The 15,947-nt window shown below is 67.7% G+C and carries 11 protein-coding genes and 1 riboswitch; of the genes, 5 read left to right on the top strand and 6 right to left on the bottom strand.

The features are described from left to right. Window positions 1–149: 149 nt before the first annotated feature. Both AC3WTC_RS11320 and AC3WTC_RS11315 read right to left on the bottom strand, forming a co-directional pair. Window positions 150–3,680 (bottom strand): hybrid sensor histidine kinase/response regulator, encoded by a 3,531-nt coding sequence (locus AC3WTC_RS11320; RefSeq protein ID WP_218787847.1) that lies wholly within the window; start codon window positions 3,678–3,680, stop codon window positions 150–152. Window positions 3,681–3,776: 96 nt separating this feature from the next. Further along, entirely contained in the window at window positions 3,777–7,322 is a 3,546-nt protein-coding gene (locus tag AC3WTC_RS11315; RefSeq protein ID WP_492711438.1) for a sensor histidine kinase, read from the bottom strand. A 165-nt stretch (window positions 7,323–7,487) separates the two neighbouring features. Here AC3WTC_RS11315 and AC3WTC_RS11310 point away from each other — a divergent pair, with 165 nt between their 5' ends. Genes AC3WTC_RS11310 through AC3WTC_RS11300 form a run of 3 tightly spaced genes read left to right on the top strand, consistent with a single transcriptional unit; the run spans window position 7,488 to window position 9,277 of the window. Further along, a complete protein-coding gene (locus AC3WTC_RS11310) occupies window positions 7,488–8,132 on the top strand; it encodes a YceI family protein (RefSeq protein WP_312401206.1) in 645 nt (214 codons plus the stop codon). Then, entirely contained in the window at window positions 8,129–8,701 is a 573-nt protein-coding gene (locus tag AC3WTC_RS11305; RefSeq protein WP_312401205.1) for a cytochrome b, read from the top strand. Before AC3WTC_RS11310 ends, AC3WTC_RS11305 begins: the two co-directional genes overlap by 4 nt. 3 nt (window positions 8,702–8,704) lie before the next feature. Beyond that, window positions 8,705–9,277, top strand: a complete 573-nt coding sequence (locus AC3WTC_RS11300) for a YceI family protein (RefSeq protein ID WP_025877832.1) — start codon at window positions 8,705–8,707, stop codon at window positions 9,275–9,277. An 86-nt stretch (window positions 9,278–9,363) separates the two neighbouring features. Here AC3WTC_RS11300 and AC3WTC_RS11295 read toward each other — a convergent pair whose 3' ends face one another. Further along, entirely contained in the window at window positions 9,364–9,594 is a 231-nt protein-coding gene (locus tag AC3WTC_RS11295) for a glutaredoxin family protein (protein ID WP_025877830.1), read from the bottom strand. A 101-nt stretch (window positions 9,595–9,695) separates the two neighbouring features. On the opposite strand from AC3WTC_RS11295, the gene AC3WTC_RS11290 reads away from it, so the two are divergent. Then, window positions 9,696–11,078, top strand: a complete 1,383-nt coding sequence (locus AC3WTC_RS11290; protein WP_025877828.1) for an L-serine ammonia-lyase — start codon at window positions 9,696–9,698, stop codon at window positions 11,076–11,078. Window positions 11,079–11,216: 138 nt separating this feature from the next. Further along, a complete protein-coding gene (locus tag AC3WTC_RS11285) occupies window positions 11,217–12,212 on the top strand; it encodes an alpha/beta fold hydrolase (protein WP_025877826.1) in 996 nt (331 codons plus the stop codon). A gap of 90 nt (window positions 12,213–12,302) precedes the next feature. Here AC3WTC_RS11285 and AC3WTC_RS11280 read toward each other — a convergent pair whose 3' ends face one another. From AC3WTC_RS11280 to metX, 3 genes are read right to left on the bottom strand one after another with little or no spacing between them, the layout of a single operon-like run. Further along, the gene (locus AC3WTC_RS11280; protein WP_032976589.1) at window positions 12,303–13,370 is read right to left on the bottom strand and encodes a homoserine dehydrogenase family protein; all 1,068 of its coding nucleotides are present in this window, start codon (window positions 13,368–13,370) and stop codon (window positions 12,303–12,305) included. Further along, a complete protein-coding gene (locus tag AC3WTC_RS11275; RefSeq protein WP_492711437.1) occupies window positions 13,367–14,602 on the bottom strand; it encodes an O-succinylhomoserine (thiol)-lyase in 1,236 nt (411 codons plus the stop codon). The genes AC3WTC_RS11280 and AC3WTC_RS11275 overlap by 4 nt, the downstream gene beginning before the upstream one ends. Then, window positions 14,599–15,630 (bottom strand): homoserine O-succinyltransferase MetX, encoded by a 1,032-nt coding sequence (gene metX, locus AC3WTC_RS11270; RefSeq protein ID WP_025877822.1) that lies wholly within the window; start codon window positions 15,628–15,630, stop codon window positions 14,599–14,601. Before metX ends, AC3WTC_RS11275 begins: the two co-directional genes overlap by 4 nt. Window positions 15,631–15,706: 76 nt before the next feature. Further along, a riboswitch (SAM riboswitch) is annotated at window positions 15,707–15,825 on the bottom strand. Window positions 15,826–15,947: the final 122 nt, after the last annotated feature.

Here is a 15,947-nt window from a genome sequence, read left to right as displayed (position 1 = left end):
TGCGGCGACCGAGCTTACATGGACGTACTTGCAGCGTCCCCCGCAACCGGACCCACCCCGCCATCCCACGGAATGCCAGCTTTTGCTTTTGCTTTGCAGTTGCCGTTGCCGTTGATTCGGCCGGTGCAGGGCGCAGCCCTGCCGAACCCCTACCGTCCCAGCACGCGGGCGATCGCTTCCACCAGCAGCTCACCGGTCACCGGCTTGCGCAGGAAACCACCGATGCCGGCCGCTTCCACCTGCTGCTGCAGGTCCGGGTCGGTGCGTGCGGTCACCGCCAGCAGCGGCAACGTGTAACCCTGGTTGCGCAGATGCTGGGCCAGTTCGAAACCGCTCAGGCCCGGCAGATCCAGATCGAGCAGGCCGACATCGAAATCACCCGCGCTGATTTCACGCAGCGCGGCCAGCGCGTGGGCCGCGTGGACCACCTCATGGCCACGGGTGGTCAGCAGCCCACACATCACATCGGCCACGGTCGCATCATCCTCCACCAGCAACACCCGCAGCGGCGGCATGTTGACCGCAGCAGCGGCGGCGTCACTGTCGGCACCTCCGTCGCTGGCCGCCCCCTGCTGCAGCGGCAACGGCAGGCTGACACCAAAGCAGGTACCGCTGCCCAGCTGGCTTTCCACCCGGATCCGGCCCTGCATGGCCAGTGCCAGCTCGCGGCAGATCGCCAGGCCCAGGCCGCTGCCGCCGTACTGCGCTGCGGTGCGCGCACCGTCGGCCTGCTCGAAGCGCCGGAACAACCGTTGCTGCTGCTCCTGGCTGATGCCCGGACCGGTATCGCGAACCTCGAAATACAGCCCACGCGGCCCTTCCTCGCAACGCGCATGCAGCGTGATGCTGCCGCGGCTGGTGAACTTGACCGCGTTGGACAGCAGGTTGAGCAGGATCTGCCGCACCCGCATCGCATCGCCGGTCGCCTGCAGCCCTGCCGGCAACTGGTTGTCGAGGATGAACCGCAGGCCCTTCTGTGCAGCCAGTGGCCCCATCAGCGCGGCCAGATCCTGCAGCAGGCGATTGAGACCGAACGCGTTGGACTGCAGTTCCAGGCGCCCCGATTCGATCCGCGCCAGGTCCAGCGCATCGTTGACCAGGTGCAGCAGATGCTCGCCCGCATGCCGGATCGACTGGGTATAGCCGCGCTGCTGCGGATCCAGCGGCGAGGCCAGCAGCAGTTCACTCATGCCCAGCACCCCGGTCATCGGCGTGCGGATTTCATGGCCGAGATTGGCAAGGAAGCGCGTCTTGGCCGCCGATGCGTGCTCGGCCAGATCCTGCTTGTGCAGGGCGAGCTGGTAGGCGTGCTGGCGCTGCAGCCGCCGCCGGTACAACCAGGCGAACCAGCTGGTCAGCAGCAACCCGATCGAGGCCAGCACCAGCAGGCCGGACAAGCTGCGCCACCACGGCGGCTGCACATGGAATTCCAGGGTCTGCACCCGCGACCACACGTGGTCGGCCGAGCGCGCCTGCACTTCCAGCCGGTAGGCGCCGGGTGGCAGGCGCGAGAACAGGCGCTCGCCTGCCGGGCCCACCTCGACCCAATCCGGGTCGTAGCCGGCCAACCGGTAGCGGTAGGTGTTGGAAGCCGAATCGGCGAAGGACAACAGGCGCGCGACGATACGCAGGTCGCGGTCACCATCGGCGATCTGCAATGGCGTGTCATGGGTCAGGTCCAGCAGCTGCTCGTTGCGGCGTACCTCCACCCGCTCGATCACCAGCGGCGCACGCCGGGTGGACGGTCGAACCTGTTCGGGATCGAACACGACCACACCGGCGGGGGTACCCGCCACCATGCGCCCCGCCGAGGAGGCGATCAGGGTGTGTTCGCGGAACTCCTGGCTGGGCAGCCCATCGTGCACCCCGTACAGGCGTACGCTCTCGCCATCGGCACTCACCCGCACCAGGCCGCGGGCGCTGGTGGCCCACGCCACGCCCTGCGCGTCGACCACCAGGCCGGTAGCGGAAATCGCCGGATAGCCCTGCTCGGCGCCCACTACCGCCTGCCGTTCCAGCCGGCCCTGGCTCCAGAGATACCGCGACAGGCGACCATCCTCGGACAACCAGACCTGGCCGTCCTTGCCCACGTGCAGGGCGTACACCGCAGTGGCCGGCGCACCGGGCACCGGCTGGAAGCGCTGCGCATCCGGTTGCCATTGCAGCAGGCCGCGGCTGCTGGCCAGCCAGATCCGGTCCTGCGGGCCGCATTCCACGTCAAGATTGAGCTGACCGGCCTGCAGACCGTCCTGGCCGTTTTCCAGCCGCCGGCGCACGTGCCCGTCCAGATCACGCTGCTGCAGCCCCGATGACAGCATCAACCACAGGCTGTCGCCATCGCAGGTCATCATCGCCTCGATGTTGCCTTCCATGGTCGCGTCCGCGCCCGAGTCCCGCCCCCAGCGCCGCAGCTCGCCACGACGCGGGTCGTAGCGCATCAGGGCGTCGGTCGAGCCCACCCACACCTGGCCCTGCCGGTCTTCGCGCACCGAGGTCAGCCAGTGCATTCCGTTGACGAAGGTGCGGTGCTGCTCGATCACGCCCGTGCGTGGATTGAAACGGTCCAGCGCGCCATGGCTGCCGACCGTCCACACCCCGCCATTGCTGGAGGGGCTGGTACCGAGCACATAGGAATTGCGCAGCGAGGACGGATCATCCTCCAGCCGCGAAAACACCGAGAACTGCCACCAGCGCGGAAGCAGGTGCCACAGGCCGGCATTGGTACTGGCCAGCCAGATGCCGCCTTCGCGGTCCTCATAGGCGCCGGTCCAGTTCGGCCGCACCAGGCCACGGGCGATGGCGCTGTACAGCGGCACGGTCTGGTAGCGGCCATCGATGCCCCGGCCCAGGCCGCTGCGCGTGTCCAGCCAGTGCCCGCCCTGCTCGTCGCGCAGCATCATGCCCAGCACCTGGTCGCCGGCCGGCAATGTCCAGGGAACGGATTCGAAACGGCCATCCGGGCGCCGCACCGTGGCCCCGGCCAGCGTGCTGATCCAGAGGCTGCCGTCGGGTTCTGCGGTCAGTCCATTGATCAGCAGGCTGGGCACCAGGTCGCCGCCGATGCGTTCGAAATCGGTACCGGTCCAGCGCGCCACGCCATGCTTGGTGCCGACCCACAGGCTGCCATCGGCAAGCGTGGCCAGGTAGGGCACCGACGCGGCCGGCAGACTGCGCGGGTTGTTCGCTTCGGGCAGGAACCGCTGCAGACGGTCATTGCTGTCCAGCCGGTACAGGCCGCCCTCGTGGGTGCCGAACCAGATCGCGCCATCCGGTGTCGCAGCCAGGCTCCAGACGGTGTTGCTGCCCATCAGCGGCTGGCTGCTGCGATCGTAGAAGCGCAGCTGGCGGCGATCGGCCGACATCCGCACCAGGCCGGCATTTTCGGTGCCGATCCACAGCTCGTTGCGGGCATCGACCAGCACGCTCCAGATGCGGTTGTCGCGCAGGCCGTCTTCGGAACGCCAGATGCGGTAGTTGCGCCCGTCGTAGCGGGCCAGGCCATCGTTGGTGGCAATCCACAGGTAGCCGTAGCGGTCCTCGGCCATGCGGTTGACGGTGTTGGACGGCAGCCCATCGAACACGGTGACCTGGCGCGGCGAAGGTGGCACCGGCTGCGCGGCAGCGGGTACCAGGCAGCACAGCAGCAGCATCAGCAGCGTCACTGCCCGCAGATACACCACCGATGGCCTCCTCACGCTGCTGTTGATGATGCCCACGCCGTGGGCGTCGGCATGGTAAACCGAAAGTTGCGCGATTCACGCCGCAGGATGCCGCGCTCAGCTGATGATCTGGCGTTTACTGCGCGCCTGGGCGATGGCCGCCACCAGCAGATCGCCGGTCACCGGCTTGCGCAGGAAACCATCGAATCCGGCCGCAAGCACCTGCGCCTCGGCATAGGCATCCGAGCGCGCGGTAACGGCCACCAACGGCAGTTCGTAGCCCATCGCGCGCAGTTGGCGGGCGATGGCGGTGCCATCGAGTGCCGGCAGGTCGAGGTCGAGCAGGCCGACGTCGAACCCCTCGGTGGATATTTCCGACAGTGCGCCCAGGCCATGCAGCACGTGCACCACCTCATGGCCACGGCTGCGCAGCAGACCGGCGATGACCTCGGCAACGGTGGCATCGTCCTCGACCAGCAGGATGCGCAGTGCAGGCAGCATCGGCGACGCTGCCTCGCCAGGGCTGGAGGCCTGCTGCCGGCTCCACGGCAGCGGCAGCCGCACGGCGAAGCGTGCGCCACGCCCCGGCTGGCTGTCGACATCGATGCGACCGCCCATCGCCACCGCCAGCTCCTGGCAGATCGCCAGGCCCAGCCCGCTGCCACCATAGCGCGAGGCGGTACGCGGGCCATCGGCCTGTTCGAAGCGGTGGAACAGGCGCTGCTGCTGCTCGGCATTGATGCCCGGCCCGCTGTCGCTGACCTCGAACGTCACCGCACCGCCGTCGTCGTCCAGGCGCACCGCCAGGCCGACATGGCCACGCTCGGTGAACTTGATCGCGTTGCCCAGCAGGTTCAGCAGGATCTGGCGGACGCGCATCTCATCGCCACTGACGCAGATCGGGCCTGGCAATGCCTCCCCGCGCTGGAACGCCAGCCTGCGCTGTTGTGCCATCGGCTGCATCAACGCCTGCACCTGGTCCAGCAGTCCGTCCAGGTCGAACGGGCGGATGTCCAGTTCAAGCCGGCCAGCCTCGATCCGGGCCAGGTCCAACGCATCGTTGACCAGGCGCAGCAGATGGCTGCCGGCCTGCTGGATCGAACCGGCATAGCTGCGCTGCACCGGGTCCAGTTCGGTGGACAGCAGCAGTTCGCTCATGCCCAGTACACCGGTCATCGGCGTGCGCACTTCGTGGCCCAGGGTCGCCAGGAAGCGGCTCTTGGCCTGCGATGCCTGCTCGGCGATCTGCTGCTTGTGCACCGTCAACTGCCACTGCTGGCGTCGCCGCAGCCGCCTGCGGATCGACCACAACAGTGCCAACAGCAACAGCGAGCCCAGCATTGCATAGCCGAAAATCGCCATGCCGCTGCGCCACCAGGGGGGCAGTACCTTGATGTGCAACTGCTGCGAGGGCGTCCACGGACCACTGGCCGTCGCGGCCTGCACCTCGATGGCGTAGGTGCCGGGCGGCAGCCGCGACAACGTGCGTTGGCCGTCCCCGCCCTGTTCCACCCAGTTCTGGTCGTATCCCTGCACGCGGAACCGGTAGCGGTTGCCCTGCGGGTTGGCGTAGGACAGCAGGCGTGCATCGATCTGCAGGTCACGGTCGTCGGGCCCCAGCAACAGCAGGCCGGAGGTCGGCAAGGGCTGCCAGCCGCGCGCATCATCGCGACGGACGCGAACCTGCGCGATCACCAGCTGCGAGGGTGGCAGCTCGGCGTCGGCAGCATTCGGATCGAAGCCCACCATGCCGGTCTGGGTAACGGCCAGCACCCGGCCATCGGCATCGATTGCCGGTGGGCGTCCGGTGAACTCGGCATCAAGCAGGCCGTCGCGTTCATTGAAGATCTGCAGGCGACGCTGTTTCGGATCCCAGCGCAGCAGGCCGCGGGGCGTCGTCGCCCACAACTGACCGTTCCGGGCCAGGGCCAGCCCACCCATGCTGACCGGCGGCACGCCGGCACTGGCATCGACGCGCTGGATCAGGCGCAGGCTCAGGCCATCCCACTGGTAGCGCTCGAATGCGCCCTGGCGTGCGATCCACAACTGCCGGGGATCGATCCATACCAGATCGTAGATGGGCCCCCTGGAAACGCCGGGCACCGCTTCGAAGCGGTCTCCCTGCTCGCGCCAGATGCCCATTTCCCCGACCACCCAGGCGTGCCCACTGGCATCGAAGCGGATCTGCTCGACCGGCGCGTCGGTGCTGCCTCGCAGCGTAGCGCCGTCGAAACTGCGCAGCAGGCGGCCGTCGGCACTGCGCTGTTGCAGGCCCAGGTTCATCACCGATACCCAGACCGTGCCATCGGGGGCCTGCCGCATCAGATCGATCCGCTGCCGAAGGTCGGCGCCACCGCCAATGCGCCAGTCGCGCAGCACACCGGTGGCGGGGTCGTAGACGCTGATGCGCCCCGCGCGGCCGAGCCACAGCCTGCCGTCGGGACGTGGCAGCACCGACCACACCGCGCCGCTGCCCAGTTCGCGGTCGCTGACCAGCAGGCTCAACGTCCCCTGTGCATCGATCTGGTAGACGCCATGCGCAGAGCCGACGTAGTAGCTGCGACCGTCGCTGGCAGCGCTCAACAGGTACTGGCTGTCCAGCGGTTTGCCATCGAACTGGTACCAGGTTGAAAAGCGTCGCCAGTCGGGCGGCAGGTAAGCCAGGCCCTGGGTCAGCAGTGCGACCCACAGCCCTCCCTCATGGTCCTGCATCAGGTCGAGCACGCCACTGTGGCCGGTCAGGAAACCACTGCCACGGTCGCCTTCCAGCCTGCGCAGCACCTGGCCGTCACCACGCAGCAGGCCATCGGAAGTTCCCGCCCAGTAGCCTCCGTGGCTGTCGGCCAGGACCAGTGCCGAGCGCAGGCGAGCACTGTCGGCCCAGGCCGGTCGCGTCACCCGATCCTGCGCATCGATGCGGTACAGGCCGTCGTTCTGCGTACCGACCCAGATTGCGCCATCGGCATCGCGGCTCAGCCGCAGCACGCTCACCGCCGCCAGTTCGCGCGGCGCCACGGCTTCGAAGGCGTGGCCGTTCCAGCGCGCCACACCGGCTTCGGTGCCCACCCACAGCCGTCCCTGCGCATCCACCAGACTGCTGAAGACGGTGTCACTCGGCAGACCGCCGGGCTGCGCCCGATCATGCTGGAAATGGCGCAGCGAGCCATCTTCGCCGACGCGGCAGACCCCATGGCTGCTGCTGCCGACCCATAGCGCATCCTCGGCGTAGGCCAGGGTCCAGAACTGTCCCTGGCACCCTTCAGTGACGGAATCGAAGGTCTTGAAACGTTCGCGGTCGGCATCCAGCCGGGCCAGCCCCTTGCCGTTGATGCCAACCCATACCCGGTCGAGCGGGTCGACCAGCAGGGTTTCGATCTCGTTGCCGGGCAGCGAATCCGGTTGTGCCGGGTCGTGCTGCCAGACCCGCAGCTCACCGCCGTCATAGCGGGCCAGGCCGCCGTCGGTGGCGGCCCACACGCGGCCCTGTCGGTCTTCGGCCAGCGCCACCACCATGCGCGAGGGCAATCCCTCGGCCGCGCCGAAACGGCGCAGGCGCGGTGTTTCACCGGCCATGTCCAAGGTCGCCGCTGCAGCCGAAAGCGCCAACAGCACCAGACCTGCTCCTGCAATGCCTTGGCACCACCGGCGCCAGCCGCTCTTCATCCTGAACCCCCTGTCCTGTGCCGATTGTCACACAGGGCTGCAGCCATCGCTGCAACAGCCTGTTTCCGGCCACATCGGCACCACGAACTGTTGCAGCCGTGCACACAGCGTTGCGCGGGGGCTATGGGTATGATCGAACGGTCTTTTTCCCGGAGCCCCCCGCCGATGCGCCACTGCCTGGCCCTGCTGCCGATGCTGCTTGCCGTGGCCCCCGCCTGGGCAGGCAACGAGGCCTACCGCATCGATCCGGTGCACACCCGTGTGCTGTTTGCGATCGACCATGCCGGCTACTCGCAGGCGCTGGGTACGATCTCCGGAAGCCAGGGCCAGTTGCAGTTCGATAGCGACAACTGGCGCGATGCGACACTGGACGTCGAGATTCCTGTGTCGCGATTGGACCTTGGTGATTCCAAGTGGAACCAGGCAACCCTGGCCCGCAGCCTGCTCGATGGCGAACGCTTCCCGACCGCCCGCTTCGTCTCCCGCCATGTCGAACCGATCGATGCCCGCCATGCGCGCGTACTGGGCACCCTGACCCTGCGCGGGGTCAGCCAGGAAGTCGCGCTGGAGGTGACATTGAACCAGGTCAAACGCTATCCGCTGCCACCCTTCCGGCGTACGGCCGGCTTCTCCGCCACCACCACGCTGAGCCGGCGTGCCTTCGGCATCACCGCCTGGCCGGGCGTGATCGGTGATGCGGTGCAGGTGCGGATCGAGGCTGAAGCCACGCTCGACCGCAGCGATTCTCCGGGAACTCCCCCGCCCCAACCCCACTCCGACAGCCAGACGGCCCCCAAGGACCCTTCATGACCGCCAAGAACACCCCTGCCGCCTGGGGGAGTGTCAGCCAGACCCTGCACTGGCTGATCGCACTGCTGATTCTCGCCCTGGGCATCGTCGGCCTGACCATGGGCGAGCTGCCGAAGACGCCCAAGTATTTCTGGGTCTATACCGCGCACAAGTCGATCGGCATCACCGTGCTGGCACTGGTGGTGCTGCGCCTGGGATGGCGCCTGTATGCCGGTGCCCCCAAGCCGGTACCCGGCGTGCCGGGCTGGCAGGAGCGCATCGCCAGCGCCACCCATGTGCTGCTGTATGTGCTGATGTTCGCCATCCCGTTGTCGGGCTGGCTGTACGACTCGGCCAGCGGCCTGCGTCCGTTCCGCTGGTTCGGTCTGGTCGATGTGCCCAAGCTGAGCGGACCGGATCCGCAGATCGTGGCGGTATCCCATGCCCTGCACGAATACGGCTTCTGGCTGTTGATCGCGGTGGTGCTGGCCCATGCCGGTGCCGCCTTCTACCACCACTTTTTCCAGCGCGATGCCACCCTGTCCCGGATGTTGCCGCGTGGCTGGCTCGCCTCTCCCCAGAAGGACTGACCGATGAACCTGAAACTGACCACCCCGGCCGCCGTGGCCGCCGCCCTTGCCGGCATGCTGGCCACCGCACCGGTGCTCGCCGCCGATTACGCCCAGGCGCCGGGTGCCGGTTCGTTCCTGGCCTTTGCCACCAAGTACGACGGCGAAGTGTTCACCGGCAGCTTCCCGGGCTTTGCCACCAAGCTCAGCTTCGACCCGGCCAATCCGTCCGCAGGTTCGCTGGACGTGGTGATTCCGCTGGCCGGCGCCAAGAGCGGCAACAGCGACCGCGACTCCACCCTGCAGGGCGCGGATTTCTTCAACGTCGGCAAGTTCGCTACCGCACGCTACACCGCGAAGGGCTTCCGCGCGCTCGGCAACGACCAGTTCGCCGCCGACGGCACGCTGGAACTGCGCGGCGTGAGCAAGCCGGTCACCTTCACTTTCACCTGGAAGCCCGGCGCGCAGCCGGTGCTGACCGGCAAGGCCACGGTCAAGCGCCTGGACTTCGGTGTCGGTGGCGGCGACTGGGCGGATACCAAGACCATCCCGGACGAAACCGCGATCAGCACGATCGTGAAGTTCGACGCGAAATAAGACGCCTTCGTTCTGGTAGCGCCGGGCCATGCCCGGCGGCTTCCACCGCTGGCCGCGCTTCGCGCTCCGCCAGGCATGGCCCGGCGTTACCTGCCTGCCAACAGCCAGGCCTGCACCGTGGCCGCATCGAACGGCCAGTCCAGCTCCCGCCCACCGCGCTCGTCGCGCAGCACCGGCACCCGCGCCCCATAGCGCGCCTCCAGCGCCGGCTGGTCATCGAGGAACACCGATTCGAACTCGGGCGCCCGCGCCCTGGCCAGTTCGGCCAGGGCCATGTCACACAGATGGCAGTCGTCACGCTGGAACAAGGTCAACACCGGGGTTTGCTCCCTTGGCGGAAATGCTGCGCCGCAGTCATGGAAGTGCGGCGTGAACCGCTAGAATAGCGGTCTCTCCCGGTACCCGCAGTACGGCAACCATGGCTGTCAGCACGTTCGACGTTTTCAAGATCGGCATTGGCCCGAGCTCCTCGCACACCGTCGGGCCGATGAGGGCCGCCGAGCGCTTCATCCATCGGTGGCTGCTCGACCCGGGCAAGCTTGCGCAGGTCGCACGCATCCGTGCCGACGTGTACGGCTCGCTGGCACTGACCGGTCGCGGCCACGGCACCGACAAGGCGATCCTGCTCGGCCTGGAAGGGCAGCGTCCGAACCTGATAGACCCGGACATCATTCCGTCCACGCTGGAGCGCATCCGCAGCAGCAAGCGGATCATGCTGATGGGCCAGCACGAGATCGCCTTCGACGAAAAGCGCGACCTCGGCCTGAACAAGCGGCAGAAGCTGCCCTACCACACCAACGGCATGCGCTTCACCGCGTACAACGCCGATGACGAAGTGCTGGCCACCCGCGATTACTACTCGGTCGGTGGTGGCTTCGTGGTCAACCAGGACGATGCGGCCGATGACCGTATCGTGCCTGACGAAACGCCGCTGCCCTACCCGTTCAAGAGCGGCGACGAGCTGCTGGCGCAGACCGCGCGCAGTGGCCTGAGCATCGCCCAGTTGATGTTCGAGAACGAGAAATGCTGGCGCAGCGAGGACGAGATCCGCGACAACCTGCGCGAGATCTGGAGCGCAATGCAGGCCTGCGTGGCGCGCGGCATCCGCGAGGAAGGCGTGCTGCCGGGTGGCCTGAAAGTGGGCCGCCGCGCGCCGGCGCTGTACCGCGAGCTGTCGTCGAAGCCGGAAGCGGCGATGCGCGACCCGCTGACCACGCTGGACTGGGTCAACCTGTACGCACTGGCCGTGAACGAAGAGAACGCTGCCGGTGGCCGCGTGGTCACCGCACCCACCAACGGCGCGGCGGGTGTACTGCCGGCGGTGCTGCACTACTTCGACCGCTTCTGCCCGGGCGCGAACGAACAGCGGGTGTTCGACTTCCTGCTGACCTCGGCGGCGATCGGCATCCTGTACAAGGAAAACGCCTCGATCTCCGGCGCCGAAGTGGGCTGCCAGGGCGAGGTCGGCGTAGCCTGTTCGATGGCCGCCGGTGGCCTGGTCGCGGCGCTGGGCGGCAACCCGAGCCAGATCGAGAACGCGGCGGAAATCGGCATGGAGCACAACCTGGGCCTGACCTGCGATCCGATCGGTGGCCTGGTGCAGATTCCGTGCATCGAGCGCAACGCGATGGGTGCGGTGAAGGCGATCAACGCCTCGCGCATGGCCATGCGCGGCGACGGCAAGCACAAGGTGTCGCTGGACAAGGTCATCAAGACCATGCGCGATACCGGCCGCGACATGCAGGACAAGTACAAGGAAACCAGCCGCGGCGGGCTGGCGGTGAACGTCATCGAGTGCTGATGGTCTGCAGGGCCAGGCATGGCCTGGCTCTACTGCAGGGCCGGGCATCGACCCGGCTCTGCAGTGCCGCTCTCGACCGGACAACACCGTCACCGTTTTCCGGTTAGGCTCGGGCATCCCCCTGCCCCGGAATGTCCCATGCGCGTGATCGCCACCGCCCTGCTCGCCTGCCTTCCGCTGTCCGCTCTCGCTGCGCCAACCTACGGGCCGCGGCTGGAGGGCTTCGACTACGGCTATCCAGTGAAGACCTTTGCACTGGAATCGCAGCGCCAGGCCTTGGAGATGGCCTATCTGGACGTTGCGCCGAAGAAGAAGCCGATCGGCGTGGTGGTGCTGCTGCATGGCAAGAACTTCTGCGCGGCAACCTGGAAGGAGACGATCAAGCCGCTGGTGGCGGCAGGCTACCGGGTGATCGCGCCGGACCAGGTGGGTTTCTGCAAATCCAGCAAGCCCGAGCGCTACCAGTATTCGTTCGGGCAGCTGGCCGACAATACCCATGCGCTGCTGCAGCAGCTGCAGCTGGGTGATGTACCGGTGCACGTGGTCGGCCATTCGATGGGCGGCATGCTGGCCATCCGTTATGCGCTGATGTATCCGCAGGACATGCGCAGTCTTTCGCTGGTCAATCCGATCGGGCTGGAAGACTGGAAGGCGCTGGGCGTGCCCTGGCGCAGCGTGGACGCGTGGTATGCCGGCGAAATGAACATCAGCTATGACAGCATCCGCCGCTACCAGCTGGATGTGTACTACGACGGCAAGTGGAAGCCGGCGTATGAACCGTGGGCGCGCATGCAGTCGGGCATGTACGAAGGCGCGGGCAAGCAGCAGGTGGCCTGGAGCCAGGCACTGACCTCGGACATGGTGTTCAACCAGCCCGTCGTCTACGAACTGAAGAACCTGCAGGTGCCGACCACCTTGTTCATCGGCCAGAAGGACCGCACGGCGATCGGCCGTGACCAGGCATCGCCCGAACTGAAGGCGACGCTGGGCAACTACCCGGCACTGGGCAAAGCGGCAGCGGCGGCGATACCCGGCTCGACCCTGGTCGAGTTCGCGGCACTGGGCCATTCGCCGCAGGTGCAGGACCCGAAGCAGTTCAATGCCGCATTGTTGAAGGCACTCAAAGCGCGTTGAAGTTCCATAACCGCCGGGCATGGCCCGGCGCTACGAGGATCGGCGTGGGTAGCGCCGGGCCACGCCCGGCGAGCGCAGCAGCGGCTGGGCTCACCCCACGATCCGCAGCACGTCATCCAGCAGCGCCGCTGCGGTCACTTCCGCACCCGCGCCCGGCCCCTGGATCAACAGCGGCTGCGCGCGGTAGCGATCGCTGTGGATGGCCACGCGGTTGTCGGTGCCCGCGCCCTGCGCCAGCGGATGGTCGGCAGCCAGCTCACGCAGGCCCACCTGCGCACCCTCGCCATCGACGCGCCCGACAAAACGCAGCACCCGGCCGTTGTCGCGCGCCCGCTGCCAACGTGCCTGCAGCGGTGCATCCAGCTGCTCCAGCGCATTCACTGCATCTTCCAGCGGCAGCGCAGCCAGCGCATCCGGCACCAGTGAGTCGACCTGCACCTGCGACGCGTCCAGCGCCAATCCGCTGCTGCGGGCCAGGATCAACAGCTTGCGGCGCACATCCTCGCCGGAAAGATCCAGCCGCGGGTCCGGCTCGGTGTAGCCGGCCGCCAGCGCTTCACGCACCGCCGCCGAGAACGGCGACTGGCCGTCATAACGATTGAACAGCCACGCCAGCGAACCGGAAAGCACGCCCTCGATGGCATGGATGTGGTCGCCACCGGCAACCAGCGCGCGCAGGCTGCTGAGCAACGGCAGGCCGGCGCCGACGGTAGCGCTGTCGCCGTAACGCGCACCACTGTCGGCGCAACGATCGGCGATGGCCTGCGCGCGCGACAGCTGCGCACCGCGGCCAAGCTTGTTGGCGGTCACCACGTGCACACCGCGCGCCAACCACTGCACGTGGCGCGCCGCTACATCTTCGCTGGCGGTGGCATCGACCACCACGTCGCCACGCTCCAGCCCTTCAGCGCTGGCCCACGGCGGCGAACTCTGCCCATCACGCGGCGCACGCCGTGCCAGTTCCAGCGGCAACGCCAGATCGCGGTCGATCGCCAGCGCGGTGCGTGAATTGGCCAGCCACTGCACGCTGGGCAGTTCCAGCCCACGCGCCTGCAACGCCTGGTAGCGCTGCACGAAGGCCGAACCGACGGTGCCGGTTCCGAGCAGCGCCAAGCGGCCAGTACCCAGCAGCGGAATCTCGACAGGCAAAGCGCTCATGCGTCTGCCACCTGTTTGCCGCGCGCCACCGCATCGATCACCGCCTCGGCGCGCGCCAGAGCGCTGCCCAGATCGGCCAGCAGGTCGCGCTCGCCCTCGATACCGACCGACAGACGCAGCAGGCCTTCACTGATGCCCGCAGCCGCGCGTGCTTCGGCAGTCATTGCCGCGTGGGTCATGGTCGCCGGGTGTGCGATCAGACTTTCCACGCCTCCCAGCGACTCGGCCAGCGTGAAGTAACGCAGGCCATCGACAAACGCACGTACAGCAGCATGCGGATCATCGCCGGCACAGCTGGCCAGTTCGAAGGAAAGCATCGCGCCGAAACCACTCTGCTGACGCGCGGCAACGGCGTGGCCCGGATGATCGGCCAGGCCCGGGTAGTAGACCTTGGCCACCGCAGGATGCGCATCAAGCAGCGCCACGATCGCGGCGGTGTTTTCCTGGTGCGCGCGCAGGCGTGCATCCAGCGTACGCAGGCCACGCAGGGTCAGGAACGCATCGAACGGCGAGCCGGTAAGGCCCAGGGCATTGCCCCACCACACCAGCTGTTCATGCACGGCGGGATCGCGGGCAATCACCGCACCACCGACCACGTCGCTGTGACCGTTGATGTACTTGGTGGTGGAGTGCAGCACCAGGTCCGCGCCGAACGACAGCGGTTGCTGCAATGCCGGCGACAGGAACGTGTTGTCGACCACCACCAGCGCACCGGCTTTGTGCGCCGCGTCGATCACGAAGCGCAGGTCGGTGATGCGCAGCAGCGGGTTGGACGGGGTTTCCACCAGCACCAGCTTCGGCTGCGTGGCCAGGGCCTGGGCCAGCGCGCGCGGGTCGGTCAGGTCGGCAGTGACCAGTTCGAAATGGCCTTTCTTCGCCAGCGCGTTGAACAGGCGCCAGCTGCCGCCGTACGCATCGTGTGGCACCACCAGGGTGTCGCCGGGCTGCAGCAGTGCGTTCAGCACCAGGTTGATCGCGCCCATGCCGGTGCCGGTGACCACGCCGCCGGCGCCGCCTTCCAGTTCGGCCAGCGCCTCACCCAGCAGGTCGCGCGTGGGATTGCCACTGCGGGTGTAGTCGTACTGGCGCTTGTTGCCGAAGCCTTCAAAGCTGAAGTTCGACGACAGCACGATCGGCGGCGTGACCGCGCCATGGGCGGTGTCCCGATCGATGCCGGCGCGGACGGCGGCGGTGGTGCGACAACAGGACGGTTCAGCGGCGTGCAGGCTCATGCGGACTCTCCAGAAGTGCGGAAGGCGGTGGCGAGGATCGCGTCGATGCGATCGGTTTCTTTCAGGAAGGCGTCGTGACCGTAGGGCGAGCGCAGCACGCGCAGGCTGCCGCGTGGGCCCAGTCCCTCGACCAGGCCGACCAGGTCGGCAAGCGGAACCAGGCGGTCGCCTTCAACGGCAACCACCACGGTCGGCGGCAGGATCGCGCTCGGGTCCACGCGATGCAGGTCGATCGACTCGGACAGGCGCAGGTAGGCATTGACCGGCGTGCGCGCGACGTACTGCGCACCAGCCGCGTCGAGATAATCTTCCGCCGCGACACGGACGCGGCCATTGACCACCTCCGGTGCTGCGTCGAAGCGTTCGCCGAATTCTTCCGGTGTGCGGTAGCTGAGCATGGCGAACTGGCGGGCCAGCGCCAGGCCGTGGTCTTCGCCACACTGCAGCTGGCCCAGCGCCACGGCACGGCGCTGCAGCGCACGCCAGGCGGCGGCATACGGGTGCGGGCGGTGCGCACCGCTGGCCAGCACCAGCTGGCGTACCCGGGCACGGTGGCGGATCGCGAACTGCTGGCCGACCAGCGCGCCGTAGGAATAGCCGACGAATGCCTTCAATGCGCGGATGCCGAGGTGATCCAGCAGCAGCGCCAACGCATCGGCCTGGTCGGCGGTATCGATCGGCACATCCAACGCACCGTCAGCGCCGATGAAATCGAACGCGAGCACACGCAGCTGCTGCGGATCCAGTGCGCGGCCACTGCCGACCAGGCCTTCGGCCCAGCCCTTTTCGCTGAACTGCGCATTGGAGGCCACATGGCGGTGCGCGGAAATGCCGCCGGCCAGCACCACCACCGGTGCGTTGACCGGACCGACCCACTCATAGCGCAGGCGCACCGGGCAGGGGCCGGCATGACGCATCGACAGCACGGCGGCGAACTCGCCGCGCTCGGCGTGCACGCGGTCATCGACCGGCACGCTGACGGGGACAAAGGGTTCGGGGCGAAGCACGGTGCTGGTGGCGAAGCTCATGGCGGGTTCCGGTAGGGAAATCGGCCATCGAGCCTTCGCGGGGCTCGCGTTCGAAGTGCACGTTGGGTGCAGGTTCGAACCATCTTTCGGTGGACGCCACGGTCCCCGCAGGATTTGGCACCTACGCAGGCGCTTTCGCGTCTGCGGGCTGCCCCGGCTTCAAAGGGCCTGTCCCTCTGCCGGTCTCGATGGTGGAGCCACGATGCCAGTCCTTTTCGGGCATGTCAATCCCTTCATGCGGATAAAGAGATGGATGAATGCAAAGCCCCCACCCTTCCCCCGTCCCGACAGCTTGCGTAGAGTCCCGGCGGTCCATG

Source organism: Stenotrophomonas sp. FW305-C-20-S1 (assembly GCF_058783335.1).
This window is presented reverse-complemented; position numbering and strand designations above follow the sequence as displayed.

Excerpts from the sequence above, each read along its gene's own strand:
- AC3WTC_RS11305 (WP_312401205.1), top strand. The coding sequence starts at position 8,129 with ATGACCGCCAAGAACACCCCTGCCGCCTGGGGGAGTGTCAGCCAGACC.
- AC3WTC_RS11310 (WP_312401206.1), top strand. The coding sequence starts at position 7,488 with ATGCGCCACTGCCTGGCCCTGCTGCCGATGCTGCTTGCCGTGGCCCCC.
- AC3WTC_RS11275 (WP_492711437.1), bottom strand. The coding sequence starts at position 14,602 with ATGAGCCTGCACGCCGCTGAACCGTCCTGTTGTCGCACCACCGCCGCC.
- AC3WTC_RS11280 (WP_032976589.1), bottom strand. The coding sequence starts at position 13,370 with ATGAGCGCTTTGCCTGTCGAGATTCCGCTGCTGGGTACTGGCCGCTTG.
- AC3WTC_RS11300 (WP_025877832.1), top strand. The coding sequence starts at position 8,705 with ATGAACCTGAAACTGACCACCCCGGCCGCCGTGGCCGCCGCCCTTGCC.
- metX (WP_025877822.1), bottom strand. The coding sequence starts at position 15,630 with ATGAGCTTCGCCACCAGCACCGTGCTTCGCCCCGAACCCTTTGTCCCC.
- AC3WTC_RS11285 (WP_025877826.1), top strand. The coding sequence starts at position 11,217 with ATGCGCGTGATCGCCACCGCCCTGCTCGCCTGCCTTCCGCTGTCCGCT.
- AC3WTC_RS11290 (WP_025877828.1), top strand. The coding sequence starts at position 9,696 with ATGGCTGTCAGCACGTTCGACGTTTTCAAGATCGGCATTGGCCCGAGC.
- AC3WTC_RS11315 (WP_492711438.1), bottom strand. The coding sequence starts at position 7,322 with ATGAAGAGCGGCTGGCGCCGGTGGTGCCAAGGCATTGCAGGAGCAGGT.